This window comes from Leucobacter fengyongliangi, from assembly GCF_052386045.1.
Genome location: NZ_CM126356.1, coordinates 2,070,338 through 2,085,300 on the forward strand (window position 1 = coordinate 2,070,338; position 14,963 = coordinate 2,085,300).

Below are 14,963 nucleotides of genomic sequence, written 5' to 3' on the forward strand. Positions count from 1 at the left end.
TCATTCCAGTCCTGGCCCTGGCGTGCTGCGCGTCGGGGTCGAGCTCTGCCCTCAAGCCATCACGAAGGAGATCCCAGAATGCCGAAACGCGACCACTCCAGGCGCACCGACCCGACTGCTGTGATGGTGCGGATCGTCGTCGCAGGCGACGGCACCCTGACTGTCACTGTCGATGGGGCGCCGTATCTGCCGCCCGAGTACTCACCGCCGTGGCGGCGCGCATCGTTCCCCGCGATCGTCGACGCAATCAGCCAGCAGGCCGGCCGCACCCTCCGTGTCGACGTGATCGAGACCGACGGCCGCACCATCACCGACTTTTACACCCCGCGCCCACCCCGCCGAACCGACGCGCACCCGTCACCACAAACGGTCGAAGCCGCCCCAGGCGCACCGACCATGCAGCCCGCACCGCCGCCGCGTCTGATGCAGTTCGCCGGATCCGGGATGATCCCCGGCGAAGAGGTCGCGGTGGCGATCATCATCGCGCACGCCGAATCAGGACCAGACGGGATCGCCCGGGCGCTTATCGACTCCCGCTACCTCGAGCATTCGCCCACCGGCGAAGCCGTGCTGCTAGGCCGCATCTCCGCGACGGTGTGCGTCGGGAAACCGCAATGAGGTCCCCGATCCGCCCCACCGGCAGTCTCGGCGACGAGCTCACGAACGCCGCCCTCGCAGGTCTTGCCGTTCTCGGGATGACAGCGGTTCTGCTGCGGGTCGCAGGGAATGTGGCCGCGTTTCTTACCGGGGCGGCTCAACCGAAAGCGGGCCTCGGCGCAGGCGCAGCAGTGCTTCTGCATCCGGGCGATCCGGCAGTGGCGCTCGAGGTGCCGGGTCTCAATGTCATTGTCTACTGGCTTGTCGCTGCGCTGCTCAGTCTCGGGGCTGGCTTCCTGGGGTGGTGGGTGTGGCGGCAGCTTCGGCACCTATCGCGGCGGCAGCAGAAGGATCCGCACCGCATCGTGGGGATCGCGACCCGTACTGAGGTCGCGGTGGCGGGGTCAGCGCGCTCACTCCTGCGTCGAGCGAAAAATCTGCGCCCCTCGCTGAAACATCCCGGGCCCGAAGACGTGGGCTACCGGATCGGTACCGCCCAGGGGGTCGAGGTCTGGGCGTCGGTCGAAGACTCGATCTTGCTGATCGGCGCTCCGCGTATGGGTAAGGGTGCTCACATCGTGATCAACATGATCTTGGATGCGCCCGGCGCTGTGATCTCGACTTCGACGAGGCCGGATAACGTGACGGCGACGATCACCGCCCGGCAGAAGATCGGCCCGGTCGCGGTGTTTGATCCGCAGCACCTCGCAGAAGGCATCCCCGCTGGGCTTCGCTGGTCACCCATCCGCGGCTGTGCAGACCCGTTGACCGCGATGATCCGAGCTGCTGGCCTCGCCTCCGCAACCGGTCTCGGCAAAGGCGGCGTCGAGGGCGGTGATTTCTGGGAATCGAAAACCCGCGTCGCATTACAGTGCCTGCTCCATGCGGCGGCGCTCGATAAGCGGCAGCCTGCTGATCTCTTCAGATGGACACTCGACCCCGCCGCAGCGGGTGATGCGGTGGCGATCCTCGCCTCGCACCCGATGGCGGCGGGTGGCTGGGCGGAGGCGTTGCAGGCGATGATCGAGGCCGACCCCCGCACCCGCGATTCCATCTGGCAGGGTGTCTCCCTCTCGCTCGCAGCCCTCGCAGACCCCCGCGTGCTCGATGCCGTCACCCCCGGCCCGGACGAGCACTTCGACCCGGAAGACTTTCTCATCCAGAAGGGAACGCTCTACCTTCTCGCTACCGCAGCCGGCGCGAACAACAGCGCGCCACTCGTCGCGGCGCTCATCGAAGACGTGGTTGAGGCCGCTCGCCGCCTGGCCGCCAGGAGCCCTGGCGCACGGCTCGACCCGCCCCTGCTGCTGGCACTCGATGAGGTCGCCAACTTGAGCCCGCTGCCGTCGTTGCCGACGCTCATGGCCGAGGGCGGCGGGTCGGGGATCACGACGGTGCCGGTGTTGCAGTCCCTCGCGCAAGCCCGCGAGCAATGGTCAGAACACGCAGCCTCGGCGATCTGGGGTGCGTCAATCGTGAAGATTATCCTCGGCGGCGGTGCCGAAAGCCGTGACCTCCAAGACCTCTCCACCCTTATCGGTGAGCGTGACGAGATCACCGATTCCACGACCGTCGGCGATCACGGCTCGAGATCAGCACAACGCTCGATCCGCCGGGTGCCGATCATGCCGGTCGACACGATCAGGGAGCTCCCGTTCGGTACCGGGCTCATCCTGCTGCGCTCCGCACCACCCATCATCGCCCGGCTCACGCAATGGACCGAACGCCCCGACGCTGCACAACTCCGCGCAGATCGTACCGCCGTCGAAGCCGCCCTGCAGAAGCCACCGGCACCGGGCACGGAGCGCGCACCTGCCTCGTAGGAGCCGCACGACGGGTGCGGCCAGGAAGAAGAAGGTCAGGACGATGGACGTTCGCACGAAAAGCGCGCTCCCGGGATTTCTCTCCCGGACACCGCAGCTGAAGTGCCTCTCGGATGGGCTGGCGCTGTTCATCGCGCAGCTCGGGCAGAAACGCTACCGCGAAGAAGAAGACAGCACCCTGACACTGGTCAGCACCGAGTATGTGCGCCTGGTCATGTTCGGTGAGGCAGCGGAAGCCGCGTTCAACGACTTTGTCACGGGCGATGACGTTGTCGCCGTCGGCAATTTCAAGACCCGAAGCTACGAGCATCGCGGAGAACACCGCGAGGAACGTCAATTTCAGGCAAGCAAGCTGCTCTTCGATACCACGCGCCGCCGCTACCTGGTGGAACGCGCCCCCAGAACCACGCAGCCGGCGCTCACCCGGCCCTCAGCCACGACGGTCGAGTTCCGGGCACCGCACCGCACCCCAACGGCTGCAGTCGGGCGGTGACCGAAATGCACGACGCCACTCCCGCACCCGCATCCGAAGCGCAGCCGGACGACGCAGAGCTGGACGACGACTTCGACGCAGAGCTCGAGGACGACGACCTCTATGACCAGCTCATGGCAAACACGACTCTGCCGGAGCCGCCGCACCCGATCAACTGGTACCTTCTCACCGCAGACGAGGCAGAGGCCGAATGGCTCGCGTTGAATCAATGGGTTGATCAGCTCCGCCGCACCTACGGCCTTCCTGTAGCGGTCATCCCGCCACTCTGGTACCGCCATCCCGAACTGGTGTGGGAACTCTCGGCGCTGCATCTGCATTGGATAGCGAGCTACGATCCCGAGCAAGACGGTTCAGGGCCGATCGCGTGGCACACCGATTTCCAGCTCGCTCAAGACCGTCTCCGCTACTGGACCGCCACCTGCGGCACCCGCCTCAACTACGACCGCCCAACCCGGCAGGCCACCTGGCCGGGAGAAACCCCGCAAGCACCCATCGAAGACGTACTGATCCTCGACCGGGCAGAAGACTTCGTCGCGTTCGTCGCGGCCGATGTACAAGCGCGGCAAGACATCGAGGATGACTTCATTCGTGCGAAGCAGGCGGCTGATCGTGCCCGCGACAACGAACCAGGTTGAGCCTCTGTGGAACTCGCGCGAGGCATCCGAGTTCCTCAACGTATCCCAGGCGACGCTGTCCCGGTGGCGACGCGAACAGGAAGGCCCGCCCTTCGTGCAGGTCGGGACGATCGCACGCTACAACCCGCCGACGGTACGGGCCTGGGTGCTGGAACGCGAGGCCCGCGATGGGTGACCCGCACAATCACCAGGTTCCCCCGATCGGCGCGAAACTCGCTACCAGCATCGAGAACCGAGGCAGGGGCTACCTCGCACGCGTCAGATGGACAGACCCGCACACGAGGAAACGACCCAGCAGGTCGGTGTTCGTCGAAACCACGAAGCAGGCGGAAGAGTTCTTCGAACGGATGCAGCGGGCAACCGAGACCGGCACCGATGCGCTCATCACCTTCGCCGACTACGTGAAGTCGATCGGAGACCGGTGGCAGCGAGGCCTCGATCCCACCTCCACCGCTTCCTACTACGACGCCGGCCTGCGGCTCCGGGTGCTGCCCGCGCTCGGACACCTCAAAGTCAGCAAGATCACCACCGGCCTCATCGACCGCACCATCGACAGATGGGAGGAAGAGCACAGTCCCTCGACGATCAAGAACACCATCGGGCCGCTCGTCAGGGTGCTCGACGTCGCCGTGCGCGACGAAGTCATCCCGTCGAACCCGGCAAAGAACCGCTCCCGACGCGCCTTCCACAAGGAGTCCGCCCTCACCCCCGGCTCGCTCCGCGCGTACGCGATCTCCGACCTCGACACGCTCAACCGGCTCGCAGAGGCGTGCGCCGCGGTGCACCAGAGCTACTCGGACCATGTGATGCTCTGCGCCATGCTCGCCGCCCGCGGATCGGAGGTCGCAGGACTCGAACTTGGCGACATCGACTGGAAGAACCGGATCGTGACGATCGAACGTCAGGTATACCCCGGCAAAGGCGGTCTCGTCACGAAACAGACCAAAGGTCGAAGGGAACGCTACGTCCCCATTCTCGATCCGCTCGAACCAATCCTCATCCGCCTATCCGCAGGCAAGAAGCCCGACGAGCCGCTGCTACGCGGCCCCCGCGGCGGCGTCCTCACCACGGCCACCGTACGCGACGCGACGAAATGGGAAGAGCTCGTCGACAGGCTCGGGATGCCGAGCCTGACCCGGCATGGGCTCAGACACACCGGAGCGACCTGGCTTGCAGACGCCGGAGTGCCGCTCCACGTCCTGCAGCGCATCCTGGGTCATGCGTCAATCGAGACGACCAAGGGATACCTGCACCCCGACCACCGGCACCTCGGAGAAGCGGCGAAACTCGCCAACCGCTTCCTAGCGAACTCAGCCAGACGGAAGGACAACGTACAGCCCACAAGACCCCTGTTATAGCGAGCAGACACCTGATCCCTTGCCGCGAAAGGGATCAGGGCTTCGCCATGCCCCGATATTTGGCCCACTAGCGGCCACTAATTGGCCCACTAGATCTTTCACGAGCAGAATAGGCGAGAGCCGCCGGAATCGCGCTCGTGCACCGTTCTGCACCAGCTGAGGCATTTCGGAGCCCACCAGAAACGAGAGAAGCCTTGACGAGAAATAGCTTCTCATCAGGGCTTTTTCGTCGGGTTGACAGGATTTGAACCTGCGACCCCCTGACCCCCAGTCAGGTGCGCTACCAAGCTGCGCCACAACCCGTTGTTTAGTTATTTTGGGCTGACGAGAGGCTACTGCACTTAACCCCCAGTCAAGTGCGCTACCAAGCTGCGCCACAGCCCGTTGTTCTGGTCACGAGAACCAGGCAACCCCTCTATCTTAGCCACAAAACGCGTGGCCTCTGACCACGCATCAGAGACGCAGACACGAGCGCCGCTGGCTCACAGCGGATCCGCACCCGAACTCGACACACAGTGCGACCCGCGAACCGGCTCAGTAGTCTTGCACCCCGTGACGATCCGGCTCGGGCCCGACCTGAAAGTGGCGACCGCTAAGCGAGTCCGCTTCGATGCGCACGAAGTTGCGCTTGATTGTCGGCACGTAAGGTTTCAGCGGTAGCGCCTCGGCAGCGATGATCTCTGCCTCGGTCTCGAGCCTGTGCGCCTTCCCGCGCAACACCACACTCCAGGCCTCAGCATCGGTGTGGTCGTCGGCCTCGAAGAGCACCTCGCCCGATATGACCATTTCGACGAGCTTGTTACCCTCGGCCGTACGGAGCACGATCGACTCACCGTCGACTACGTAGTTCACGGGAAAAATGTCAAACACCTCCCCCACATGCGTGACGATTCGCCCGACCTCCTGGGTCGCGAGCAGCCGCCAGCATTCTGCAGTGTCGAGCACCATCACCGGGTTCGTGTTCTCATCCATACTTCATTCTCCCACTGCACCAGAAAATGCACAGAGAATTCTCACAACAGCCCGAAATCGAGCCCCCGCGCACGCACCACATCGACCGCAGCGCGCACCCCGTCGGCTGTCCCCGAACCGGGCTGGTTCATGTGGGCGATGATGATCGCCCCGGGTCCGGCGGCTCCCACCTCGCTGGCCACCGTCGCTGCGGGAAACGTCGCCCCCGCGTCTCCGTTCACAGAGAAGCCCAGCACCCGCTCCCCCATAGCCTCCGCGATGCGCAGACCAACATCATCCAGGTGGGCGGTGCCGGGCCGAAACCAGCGCGGCACCCGCCCCATGAGCTCGGTCAGCGCGACGTGATTCTGCCAAACTTCATGCGCAGCCTCACGTACCGTCGCGGTTCCCGAGATGCCATATGCCGACCTGCCAGTCACACTGAGCGGCAGATGATCGCTGCCGTGGTTGGCAAGCTCAAACAGTGGATCGGCGGCGAGACTCGCCGCCAGCCCCGCGTGTGCCTCGATCCACCGCAGATTCAAGAACAGTGTGGCGGGCACCGATGCCTCGCGTAAGCCTGCGATGAGCCGCTCGTCGACGCCAGACCCGTGCGGCCCACCGCACGCGTCCAGCGTCAGGAACACTCGCTCAGGTTGCGCGGAACCCGCTTCGATTCCGGTGCGTACCACTCCCGGAATGTCGATGCCCCAGTGCTGGGGCACCTGGCCCTCGTGGGCGGCAATAATCGCCTCCAGATCCGGAGGTGCAGGAGGACTGGGCGCTGTAGTGGCCGGTTTCTCGGCGAGCGGATCAGCCGAGGTCTCGGGCGAGAGCGATGCCGGAGGCGTAGGCGATGTCACGGAGCGAGGGCGAGAACCATTAACCTCCGGCGCGCATCCGAAGGCCAGGGTGGCGACACCGCCAACTGCAGAAATCAAAAACGCGCGTCTCGGCCACGCGCCGCCCCCCGACACCCTGTGCTGCATGGAATGTATCCTCCCATGCCCGAACCAGATCGGTCCCTAGGGAATCGGGACCGGCGTAATGCCAAGCGGTGCGAGACCCGCTGCGCCGCCATCGGGCGCGGTGAGCACCCAGATGCCGCCTGCGTGCACGGCGACCGAGTGCTCCCACTGCGCGCTGAGTGAACCATCAGCCATCGTGACAGTCCAGTCGTCGTCTTGCACGATCGTCTCGATGCCGCCCGCCGAGATGATCGGTTCGATCGCGACGACCAGCCCGGGCTTCACCTCGGGCCCCCGGCGTGACACAGGCACGTTGAAGACCGGCGGATCTTCGTGCATCTTTCGCCCGATTCCGTGCCCGATGTAATCTTCCAGCACCCCAAAGTCGCTGTTCGCCCGCACATACTCCGAGACTGCCTCGCCGACCTCGTTCAGGTGCGTGGCGGTGGCGAGCCGGGCAATGCCCCGCCACATGGCCTGCTCGGTCACGTGATCAAGCTTCTGAATCAGCTCCGTGCGCTCCGGGCGGGACGGGTCAGGCAGCGCGACAGTGATCGCAGCATCGCCATTCCACCCGCCGACAATCGCGCCGACATCGAGCGCAACGATGTCTCCGGCAACCAACTGCCGATCGGTGGGGATCGCGTGCACAACGTGCTCGTTCACGTTCGCACAAATCGTGTGACGATACCCTGGCTCCAGCATGAAGTTCGGCTCAGCTCCGAGCGAGCGGATCGCGTCCTCCGCGATCGCATCGAGCTCGAGCGTGGTGATGCCCGGCCGCACGGCGGCGGCCATCGCGGCGAGGGCTGCCCCCGTGGCGGCGCCCGGATCCACCATCAAACGCAACTGCGCCGGTGACTTGTAGATCGACCGGCGCAGCAAACCCCGACTCACGACTATTCGCCCAGCTTCGCATCGAGCGCGACGGCGATGCGATCCGCCACTTCGTCGACCTCACCCAGGCCATCGACGACGACGAGGATACCGCGAGCGCGGAAAAGCTCAATGAGCGGAGCAGTCTGCTCGGCATATACCTCTTGACGATGACGAATGACCTCTTCGGTGTCGTCGATGCGCCCTTCGAGCTCGGAGCGCTTCAGAAGTCGCGCGACGACGGCGTCAGTGTCAGCCTCCAGCAGGATCACTGCGTCGAGACGCCGCGCCTCGCCCTCGAGCACCGCGTCGAGCGCGTGCACCTGATCGACCGTGCGCGGGTAGCCGTCAAGCAGAAACCCATTGTCGACGTCGTCGCGCTGGAGGCGATCGGCCACGATCTCGTTGGTGAGCTCGTCGGGAACCAACTGGCCCTTCTCGATGATCGACTGCACCTTCGTGCCGAGCTGTGTGCCCGCCTTGATGTTCGCGCGGAAGATGTCACCGGTGGAGATCGCAGGCACCTGGTAGCGCTCGGCGATGCGAGCGGCCTGAGTGCCTTTACCGGCGCCGGGGGCACCGATGATGAGGAGCCGTGCCTGGGGGGTTTCAGTCATTACTTGAGTAGCCCTTCGTAGTGGCGCTGCTGCAGCTGCGCGTCGATTTGCTTCACCGTCTCGAGGCCGACGCCCACGATAATCAGGATCGAGGCTCCACCGAACGGGAAGTTCTGGTTCGCACCGAAGAACGACAGTGCGATAAGCGGAATGAGCGCGATCAGCCCGAGATAGAGCGAACCCGCGCTGGTGATGCGAGTGAGCACGTAGTTCAAGTACTCGGCCGTCGGACGCCCCGCACGGATGCCCGGGATGAAGCCACCGTACTTCTTCATGTTGTCGGCGACCTCTTCTGGATTAAAGGTGATCTGCACGTAGAAGAACGTGAACCCGATGACCAACAAGAAGAACACGAGCATGTACAGCGGCTGATCACCCTGCATCAGATTGTTCGAGATCCATACGACCCACACCTTCGGCTCCTCGCCGATGCCGGGCTGGTTGAACTGCGCGATGAGCATCGGAAGGTAGAGGATGGCCGAGGCGAAGATCACCGGGATCACGCCTGCCATGTTGACCTTGATGGGGATGTAGGTGCTACTGCCCCCATACGTGCGGCGACCGACGACCCGCTTTGCGTACTGCACTGGGATCCGTCGCTGTGATTGCTCGACGTACACAACCGCGGCGATCACGACCATGCCCACTGCGAGCACAAACAGGAAGACTTCCCAACCCTGGGTGGTCTGAATCGTCCACAGCGCGTTGGGGAAGAGGGCCGCGATCGAGGTGAAGATCAAGAGCGACATGCCGTTGCCAATGCCGCGCTCGGTGATTAGCTCGCCGAACCACATGATGAGGCCGGTGCCTGCAGTGAGCGTAAGGATCATGATGATGATCGCCCACCATTCCTGAGATACCAGGTTCTGACAAGCTGCACTGGCTGCGTTCGCGCCAAACAGCATGCCGGAGCGCGCAACCGTGATCAGCGTGGTGGCCTGCAGCACGGCAAGCGCGATGGTGAGGTAGCGCGTGTACTGCGTCAGCTTGGCCTGGCCAGCCTGACCCTCCTTGTGGAGGGTCTCGAAGTGAGGAATTACGACGCGCAGCAGCTGCGTGATGATCGAGGCCGTGATGTACGGCATGATTCCGAGCGCAAAGATCGACAGCTGCAGGAGCGCGCCCCCGCTGAACATGTTGATCATCTCGTACAGCCCTGAGGTGCCCTGGTTGGCCACGAGACACGCCTGCACATTGTCGAAGTTGACGAACGGCGCGGGTACGAACGAGCCGAGCCGGAATAGTGCCACGATACCGAGCGTGAAGAGAATCTTCCGCCGAAGATCGGGCGTTCTGAAAATCCGGCCGATGGCGCTGAACAAAGCCTGCCTCCTGAAGAGTTTGTGATGGGTCTCGCCCGGGGGACATAGACCAAGACATCAGCCTACACGCAGAGAATGTACCCGGTACGCGAAAGGGGCCGGGTGACGCCCGCAACTTGCGGCTTCACCCGGCCCCCACCCGAAAATATTCGGGTCTAACTACTTGATTTCGCCGCCGGCGGCAACGATCTTCTGCTCAGCTGAGCCGGAGACCTTGTCGACCTGCACGGTGAGCTTCACCTGAAGGTCGCCGTTGCCCAGCACCTTCACGGGCTGGTTCCTGCGAACCGCGCCCTTTTCCACGAGGTCAGCAACGGTAACGACGCCGCCCTCGGGGTAGAGCTCGGCCAGCTTCGCAACATTGACAACCTGGTACTCGGTGCGGAACGGGTTCTTAAACCCGCGCAGCTTCGGGGTGCGCATGTGCAGGGGCATCTGCCCACCCTCGAACCCAGCCTTGACCTGGTAGCGCGCCTTCTGGCCCTTGGTGCCTCGACCAGCGGTCTTGCCCTTGGAGCCTTCGCCGCGACCCACGCGGGTCTTAGCCTTCTTGGAACCGGGCGCAGGACGAAGGTGATGAGCCTTCAGTACCTGCGAACGGCCTTCCTCGTTCTTCTCGCTCATGCGTCGATCTCCTCAACCTGAACCAGGTGAGCAACAGCGCGGACGTACCCGCGGTTCGCACGGGTGTCTTCGCGTACGACGGAATCGCCGATTCGCTTGAGACCCAAGCTGCGAAGTGTGTCGCGCTGGTTCTGCTTCTCACTGATAACGGACTTGGTCTGCGTAATCTTCAGTGCCTTAGCCATTACGCACCCGCCTTCGCCTGAGCAGCGGCATCGGCCATCGCCTTCGCCTCAGCGCGCACGAGGCGAGCCGGAGCGACACGATCGAAGTCGAGGCCACGGCGAGCTGCGACGGAGCGGGGCTCCTCCAGCTGCTGCAGCGCCGCAACGGTCGCGTGCACGATGTTCAGGGTGTTCGACGAACCCAGCGACTTGCTGAGCACGTCGTGGATGCCTGCGCACTCGAGTACGGCCCGAACGGGGCCACCTGCGATAACACCGGTACCGGCGGCTGCGGGACGAAGCAGAACAACGCCTGCTGCGGCCTCACCCTGCACGGGGTGCGGGATGGTGCTGCCAACGCGGGGGACGCGGAAGAAGTTCTTCTTCGCTTCCTCAACGCCCTTGGCAATTGCGAGGGGAACTTCCTTCGCCTTGCCGTAGCCAACACCCACGGTGCCGTTGCCATCTCCGACCACGACGAGCGCGGTGAAGCTGAAGCGGCGGCCGCCCTTGACGACCTTCGAGACGCGGTTGATGGTGACGACGCGCTCGAGGAACTGGCTCTCGTTGCGGTCGCGTCCACCACGCTCGTTGCGGGTGCCGCGGTCGCGGCTTCCACGGCGAGCCTCGCGGGGCTCGCTGCGGTGATCCTGAGCCGGAGCCGCGGCGCCCTGTGCCTCAGCGGCCGGGGTCTCGGCCTGGGCCTCTGCGTTCACTTCCTGCTCCTTCGTTACTTCGCTCACAGGGTCAGCCCCCCTTCGCGTGCGCCGTCGGCAATCGCGGCTACGCGGCCGGCGTACTTGCTACCGCCGCGGTCGAAGACCACAGCGTCGATTCCGGCGCTCTTTGCGCGCTCGGCTACCAACTCGCCAACGCGGCGAGCCTTTGCCGTCTTGTCGCCCTCGAAAGAGCGCAAATCGGCTTCCATGGTCGATGCCGATGCGAGGGTGAAACCCTTCGAATCGTCGATGACCTGAACGAATACGTGACGCGAGGAGCGGTTGACCACGAGACGCGGACGCGCCTCGGTGCCGACGATCTTCTTGCGGAGGCGGACGTGGCGGCGAATACGCGCTGCCGAACGACCCTTAGCCCGTGAAATTGAAGCGGCCATGGGTTACTTACCAGCCTTTCCAGCCTTGCGACGGACAACCTCGCCGGCGTAACGAATGCCCTTGCCCTTGTAGGGTTCCGGCTTCTTCAGCTTGCGAATGTTGGCTGCGGCCTCGCCGACAGCCTGCTTATCGATCCCGCGAACGGTGATCTTAGTGCTGCCTTCGACCTCGAGCGAGATGCCCTCGGGAGCGTCAACGAGTACAGGGTGCGAGAAGCCGAGCGCCAGCTCCAGGCCGGTGCCCTTCTGCTGCACGCGGTAACCGGTGCCGACAACCTCAAGCTGCTTAACGTAGCCCTCGGTCACGCCGATGATGTTGTTGTTGATGAGCGTACGGGTCAAACCGTGCAGCGCTCGGGAGTCGCGCTCATCGTTCGGACGGGTGACGAGCACCTGGCCATCCTCGAGAGCTACGCGAATGGGCTCGGAAACGACGAGCGCGAGCTCACCCTTTGAACCCTTGACCGTGACCTGCTGGCCATCGATCGAGACAGTGACACCGCCGGGAACGGCGATGGGAAGCTTACCGATACGTGACATGACGGATTACCACACGTAGGCGAGAACTTCTCCGCCTACGCCCTTCTGCTCGGCCTCGCGGTCGGTCAAGAGCCCGGAGGAGGTGGAAAGGATCGCAATACCAAGGCCACCGAGTACGCTCGGGATCTCGGTCGAACCTGCGTACACACGAAGGCCGGGCTTAGAAACCCGCTTAATGCCTACGATCGAACGCTCGCGGTTGGGGCCGTACTTCAGCGACATGGTGATGGTGGTTCCGACGCGCGCGTCTTCCACCTTCCAGTCTGCGATGTAGCCCTCACGCTTGAGGATCTCTGCGATCCGCTCCTTCAGCTTTGAGCCTGGGAGCGAAACGTCATCATGGTGCGCGGAATTAGCGTTGCGCAACCGGGTCAGCATATCTGCGACCGGATCGGTCATCGTCATAAGTGACTCTTTCTTTTTCGCCTGGTTTCTCCAGCCGTTACGCGACTGCAGACCTAGGTGATACGTGGATCAGGCGCCCCGCGAACGGGGCGCCTCTCCACTTGGTCTATTTAGTTGTCTTCCTTGAACGGGAAACCGAGCGCCTTCAGCAGCGCCCGACCCTCGTCGTCGGTCTTGGCGGTGGTTACGACGGTGATGTCGAAGCCACGCACCCGGTCGATCTTATCCTGATCGATCTCGTGGAACACACTCTGCTCGGTGATGCCGAAGGTGTAGTTACCGTTTCCATCGAACTGCTTGGCCGACAAGCCGCGGAAATCGCGGATACGGGGCAGGGCGAGGGAGATGAGGCGATCGAGGAATTCCCATGCACGGTCACCACGAAGAGTGACGTGTGCACCAATGGCCTGGCCCTCACGCAGCTTGAACTGCGCGATGGACTTGCGGGCCTTGGTGACCATGGGCTTCTGGCCGGTGATCTTCACGAGGTCGGCGATTGCGCCCTCGATCACCTTGCTGTCGCGGGCGGCCTCGCCGACACCGGTGTTCACGACGACCTTGACGACGCCGGGAACCTGGTGCACGTTGGCGAAACCGAACTCCTCGCGAAGTGCCGGCACGATTTCCGCGCGGTACTTCTGCTTCAGGCTCGGCAAGGCTTTCGCCGCTGACACAGTGCCAGCGGACGCAGCAGTCTCAGTCATTAGAGGTCCTTCCCAGACTTCTTGGCGTAGCGAACGCGCACGGTCTTCTTCTTACCGTTGCGCTCCACCTCTTCGACGCGGAAGCCAACGCGAGTCGGCTTCTTGGTCTCGGGGTCGACGACCGCGACGTTGGAGACGTGGATCGGAGCCTCGTGAGTCTCGATCCCGCCTTCCTTCGTACCGCGGGACGACTGACCCTGACGCACGTGCTTGGTGACGTAATTGACACCTTCGACGACGACGCGATCGCTCTCGGTCAGCACCGCAATGACGCGGCCCTGCTTACCCTTGTAGCCACCGCGCTCTTGCGTGGGGCCCGAGATGACCTCAACGAGGTCACCCTTCTTGATCTTGCTACCCATAGTGCTAGATCACCTCCGGTGCGAGCGAAACGATCTTCATGAACTTCTTGTCGCGAAGCTCGCGGCCAACCGGCCCGAAGATACGGGTGCCGCGAGGCTCCCCGTCCGCCTTCAAAAGGACGGCCGCGTTCTCGTCGAAGCTGATGTACGAACCATCAGCACGGCGGGTGGACTTGCGGGTACGAACGATGACCGCCTTAACGACCTCGCCCTTCTTCACGTTGCCCCCGGGGATCGCGTCCTTTACGGTCGCGACGATGGTGTCACCGAGACCCGCGTAGCGGCGCCTCGAACCCCCGAGCACACGAATCGTGAGCAACTCCTTGGCGCCGGTGTTATCCGCTACCTTGAGTCGCGATTCCTGCTGAATCACTTGTTACTCCTTCTTCCGTAAGCCGGGGGCTTACTTCGCCTTTTCGAGGATCTCGACCAGGCGCCAGCGCTTGGTGGCGCTCAGCGGGCGGGTCTCGTGGATGAGCACGAGATCGCCGATGCCGGCGGTGTTCTGCTCGTCATGGACTTTCACCTTCGAGGTGCGGCGCAGGACCTTGCCGTAAAGCGGGTGCTTCACACGATCTTCCACCTCAACGACGATGGTCTTATCCATCTTGTCGCTGACAACGTATCCGCGACGAGCCTTGCGGTAGCCGCGCTGTACAGTCTCGACCTCAGCCATTACTCGGCCTCCTTCGTCTCAGCGGCGGCGTCCGCCTGCTCGGTCTTCTTCGTGCTCTTCTTGGCCTTTACGGGCTCAGGAGCAGCAGCGGGGGTCGGGCGAATGCCCAGCTCACGCTCGCGCAATACGGTGTAGATACGAGCGATGTCGCGCTTCACCTGACGCACGCGCCCGTGGCTTTCCAGCTGGCCGGTGGCCGACTGGAAGCGCAGGTTGAAGAGCTCGGCCTTGGCCTTTTTCAGCTCTTCAGCCAGTCGCTCGTCTTCAAAAGTATCGAGCTCGGTAATTGCCAACTCTTTGCTTCCAATAGACATTACGCGTCGCCCTCCTCACGCTTGATAATGCGGGCCTTGAGGGGCAGCTTGTGAATGGCTCGGGTGAGCGCCTCACGTGCAAGCTGCTCATCGACACCGGCGACCTCGAAGAGGACGCGGCCCGGCTTTACGTTGGCCACCCACCACTCGGGCGAACCCTTACCGGAACCCATGCGGGTTTCCGCAGGCTTCTTGGTGAGAGGGCGATCGGGGTAGATGTTGATCCATACCTTGCCGCCACGCTTGATGTGACGGGTCATCGCGATACGAGCGGACTCGATCTGACGGTTCGTCACGTACGCGGGGGTCAGCGCCTGGATACCGAATTCACCGAAGGTGACCTGGTTTCCGCCTTTGGACTGACCGCTACGGCCGGGGTGATGCTGCTTGCGGTACTTGACTCGACGAGGAATCAGCATG

General features: G+C 63.6%; 23 protein-coding genes and 1 tRNA gene. 6 read left to right on the forward strand and 18 right to left on the reverse strand.

Annotated elements, in window-relative coordinates; translation table 11 throughout:
* The first annotated feature begins 78 nt into the window (after positions 1-78).
* The 6 genes from ACTNFK_RS09850 to ACTNFK_RS09875 all read left to right on the forward strand — a co-directional run bounded on the left by ACTNFK_RS09850 (position 79) and on the right by ACTNFK_RS09875 (position 4,906).
* Positions 79-618 carry a hypothetical protein gene (locus ACTNFK_RS09850; RefSeq protein WP_435936991.1) on the forward strand — a complete coding sequence of 180 codons (540 nt, stop codon included), beginning with the start codon at positions 79-81 and terminating at the stop codon, positions 616-618.
* A complete protein-coding gene (locus ACTNFK_RS09855; protein ID WP_435936992.1) occupies positions 615-2,420 on the forward strand; it encodes a type IV secretory system conjugative DNA transfer family protein in 1,806 nt (601 codons plus the stop codon). The genes ACTNFK_RS09850 and ACTNFK_RS09855 overlap by 4 nt, the downstream gene beginning before the upstream one ends.
* A 43-nt stretch (positions 2,421-2,463) precedes the next feature.
* Positions 2,464-2,913, forward strand: a complete 450-nt coding sequence (locus ACTNFK_RS09860; RefSeq protein WP_435936993.1) for a single-stranded DNA-binding protein — start codon at positions 2,464-2,466, stop codon at positions 2,911-2,913.
* Positions 2,914-2,918: 5 nt separating this feature from the next.
* A complete protein-coding gene (locus tag ACTNFK_RS09865) occupies positions 2,919-3,548 on the forward strand; it encodes a hypothetical protein (protein WP_435937001.1) in 630 nt (209 codons plus the stop codon).
* Positions 3,523-3,723, forward strand: coding sequence for a helix-turn-helix domain-containing protein (locus ACTNFK_RS09870; protein ID WP_435936994.1), 201 nt, complete (start codon positions 3,523-3,525; stop codon positions 3,721-3,723). Before ACTNFK_RS09865 ends, ACTNFK_RS09870 begins: the two co-directional genes overlap by 26 nt.
* Positions 3,724-3,850: 127 nt before the next feature.
* Positions 3,851-4,906, forward strand: a complete 1,056-nt coding sequence (locus ACTNFK_RS09875) for a tyrosine-type recombinase/integrase (RefSeq protein ID WP_445117158.1) — start codon at positions 3,851-3,853, stop codon at positions 4,904-4,906.
* A gap of 229 nt (positions 4,907-5,135) precedes the next feature.
* On the opposite strand, the gene ACTNFK_RS09880 is transcribed toward ACTNFK_RS09875, so the two are convergent.
* The 18 genes from ACTNFK_RS09880 to rplP form a co-directional block, all read right to left on the reverse strand.
* Positions 5,136-5,209: transfer RNA gene (locus tag ACTNFK_RS09880), tRNA-Pro, on the reverse strand.
* A gap of 231 nt (positions 5,210-5,440) precedes the next feature.
* Positions 5,441-5,878: a pyridoxamine 5'-phosphate oxidase family protein gene (locus ACTNFK_RS09885; RefSeq protein WP_435936996.1), complete on the reverse strand. Its 438-nt coding sequence runs from the start codon at positions 5,876-5,878 to the stop codon at positions 5,441-5,443.
* Positions 5,879-5,919: 41 nt separating this feature from the next.
* Positions 5,920-6,720: a polysaccharide deacetylase family protein gene (locus ACTNFK_RS09890; protein ID WP_435936997.1), complete on the reverse strand. Its 801-nt coding sequence runs from the start codon at positions 6,718-6,720 to the stop codon at positions 5,920-5,922.
* Between the two features lie 162 nt (positions 6,721-6,882).
* Positions 6,883-7,665: a type I methionyl aminopeptidase gene (gene map / locus ACTNFK_RS09895; protein ID WP_445117218.1), complete on the reverse strand. Its 783-nt coding sequence runs from the start codon at positions 7,663-7,665 to the stop codon at positions 6,883-6,885.
* A 59-nt stretch (positions 7,666-7,724) separates the two neighbouring features.
* Positions 7,725-8,318: an adenylate kinase gene (locus ACTNFK_RS09900; protein WP_433646820.1), complete on the reverse strand. Its 594-nt coding sequence runs from the start codon at positions 8,316-8,318 to the stop codon at positions 7,725-7,727.
* Positions 8,318-9,640 carry a preprotein translocase subunit SecY gene (gene secY, locus ACTNFK_RS09905; protein WP_433646819.1) on the reverse strand — a complete coding sequence of 441 codons (1,323 nt, stop codon included), beginning with the start codon at positions 9,638-9,640 and terminating at the stop codon, positions 8,318-8,320. Before secY ends, ACTNFK_RS09900 begins: the two co-directional genes overlap by 1 nt.
* Positions 9,641-9,799: 159 nt before the next feature.
* On the reverse strand, positions 9,800-10,264 hold the full coding sequence (gene rplO, locus ACTNFK_RS09910) for a 50S ribosomal protein L15 (RefSeq protein ID WP_433646818.1): 465 nt from the start codon (positions 10,262-10,264) through the stop codon (positions 9,800-9,802).
* On the reverse strand, positions 10,261-10,449 hold the full coding sequence (gene rpmD / locus ACTNFK_RS09915; RefSeq protein WP_433646817.1) for a 50S ribosomal protein L30: 189 nt from the start codon (positions 10,447-10,449) through the stop codon (positions 10,261-10,263). Before rpmD ends, rplO begins: the two co-directional genes overlap by 4 nt.
* Positions 10,449-11,171, reverse strand: coding sequence for a 30S ribosomal protein S5 (gene rpsE / locus ACTNFK_RS09920; RefSeq protein ID WP_433646816.1), 723 nt, complete (start codon positions 11,169-11,171; stop codon positions 10,449-10,451). Before rpsE ends, rpmD begins: the two co-directional genes overlap by 1 nt.
* Positions 11,168-11,542, reverse strand: a complete 375-nt coding sequence (gene rplR / locus ACTNFK_RS09925) for a 50S ribosomal protein L18 (protein ID WP_433646815.1) — start codon at positions 11,540-11,542, stop codon at positions 11,168-11,170. The genes rpsE and rplR overlap by 4 nt, the downstream gene beginning before the upstream one ends.
* A gap of 3 nt (positions 11,543-11,545) precedes the next feature.
* Positions 11,546-12,082, reverse strand: a complete 537-nt coding sequence (gene rplF / locus ACTNFK_RS09930) for a 50S ribosomal protein L6 (RefSeq protein WP_433646814.1) — start codon at positions 12,080-12,082, stop codon at positions 11,546-11,548.
* A gap of 6 nt (positions 12,083-12,088) precedes the next feature.
* Positions 12,089-12,487, reverse strand: coding sequence for a 30S ribosomal protein S8 (rpsH, locus tag ACTNFK_RS09935; RefSeq protein ID WP_433646813.1), 399 nt, complete (start codon positions 12,485-12,487; stop codon positions 12,089-12,091).
* A 110-nt stretch (positions 12,488-12,597) separates the two neighbouring features.
* Positions 12,598-13,191 carry a 50S ribosomal protein L5 gene (gene rplE / locus ACTNFK_RS09940; RefSeq protein WP_433646812.1) on the reverse strand — a complete coding sequence of 198 codons (594 nt, stop codon included), beginning with the start codon at positions 13,189-13,191 and terminating at the stop codon, positions 12,598-12,600.
* Complete coding sequence (rplX, locus tag ACTNFK_RS09945) at positions 13,191-13,553, reverse strand: 50S ribosomal protein L24 (protein WP_433646811.1); 363 nt, start codon at positions 13,551-13,553, stop codon at positions 13,191-13,193. The genes rplE and rplX overlap by 1 nt, the downstream gene beginning before the upstream one ends.
* A gap of 4 nt (positions 13,554-13,557) precedes the next feature.
* Positions 13,558-13,926, reverse strand: coding sequence for a 50S ribosomal protein L14 (gene rplN / locus ACTNFK_RS09950; protein WP_433646810.1), 369 nt, complete (start codon positions 13,924-13,926; stop codon positions 13,558-13,560).
* Between the two features lie 30 nt (positions 13,927-13,956).
* Positions 13,957-14,229, reverse strand: coding sequence for a 30S ribosomal protein S17 (gene rpsQ / locus ACTNFK_RS09955; RefSeq protein ID WP_433646809.1), 273 nt, complete (start codon positions 14,227-14,229; stop codon positions 13,957-13,959).
* Entirely contained in the window at positions 14,229-14,543 is a 315-nt protein-coding gene (gene rpmC, locus ACTNFK_RS09960) for a 50S ribosomal protein L29 (RefSeq protein ID WP_433646808.1), read from the reverse strand. Before rpmC ends, rpsQ begins: the two co-directional genes overlap by 1 nt.
* The gene (gene rplP / locus ACTNFK_RS09965) at positions 14,543-14,962 is read right to left on the reverse strand and encodes a 50S ribosomal protein L16 (protein WP_433646807.1); all 420 of its coding nucleotides are present in this window, start codon (positions 14,960-14,962) and stop codon (positions 14,543-14,545) included. Before rplP ends, rpmC begins: the two co-directional genes overlap by 1 nt.
* Position 14,963 lies beyond the last annotated feature (1 nt).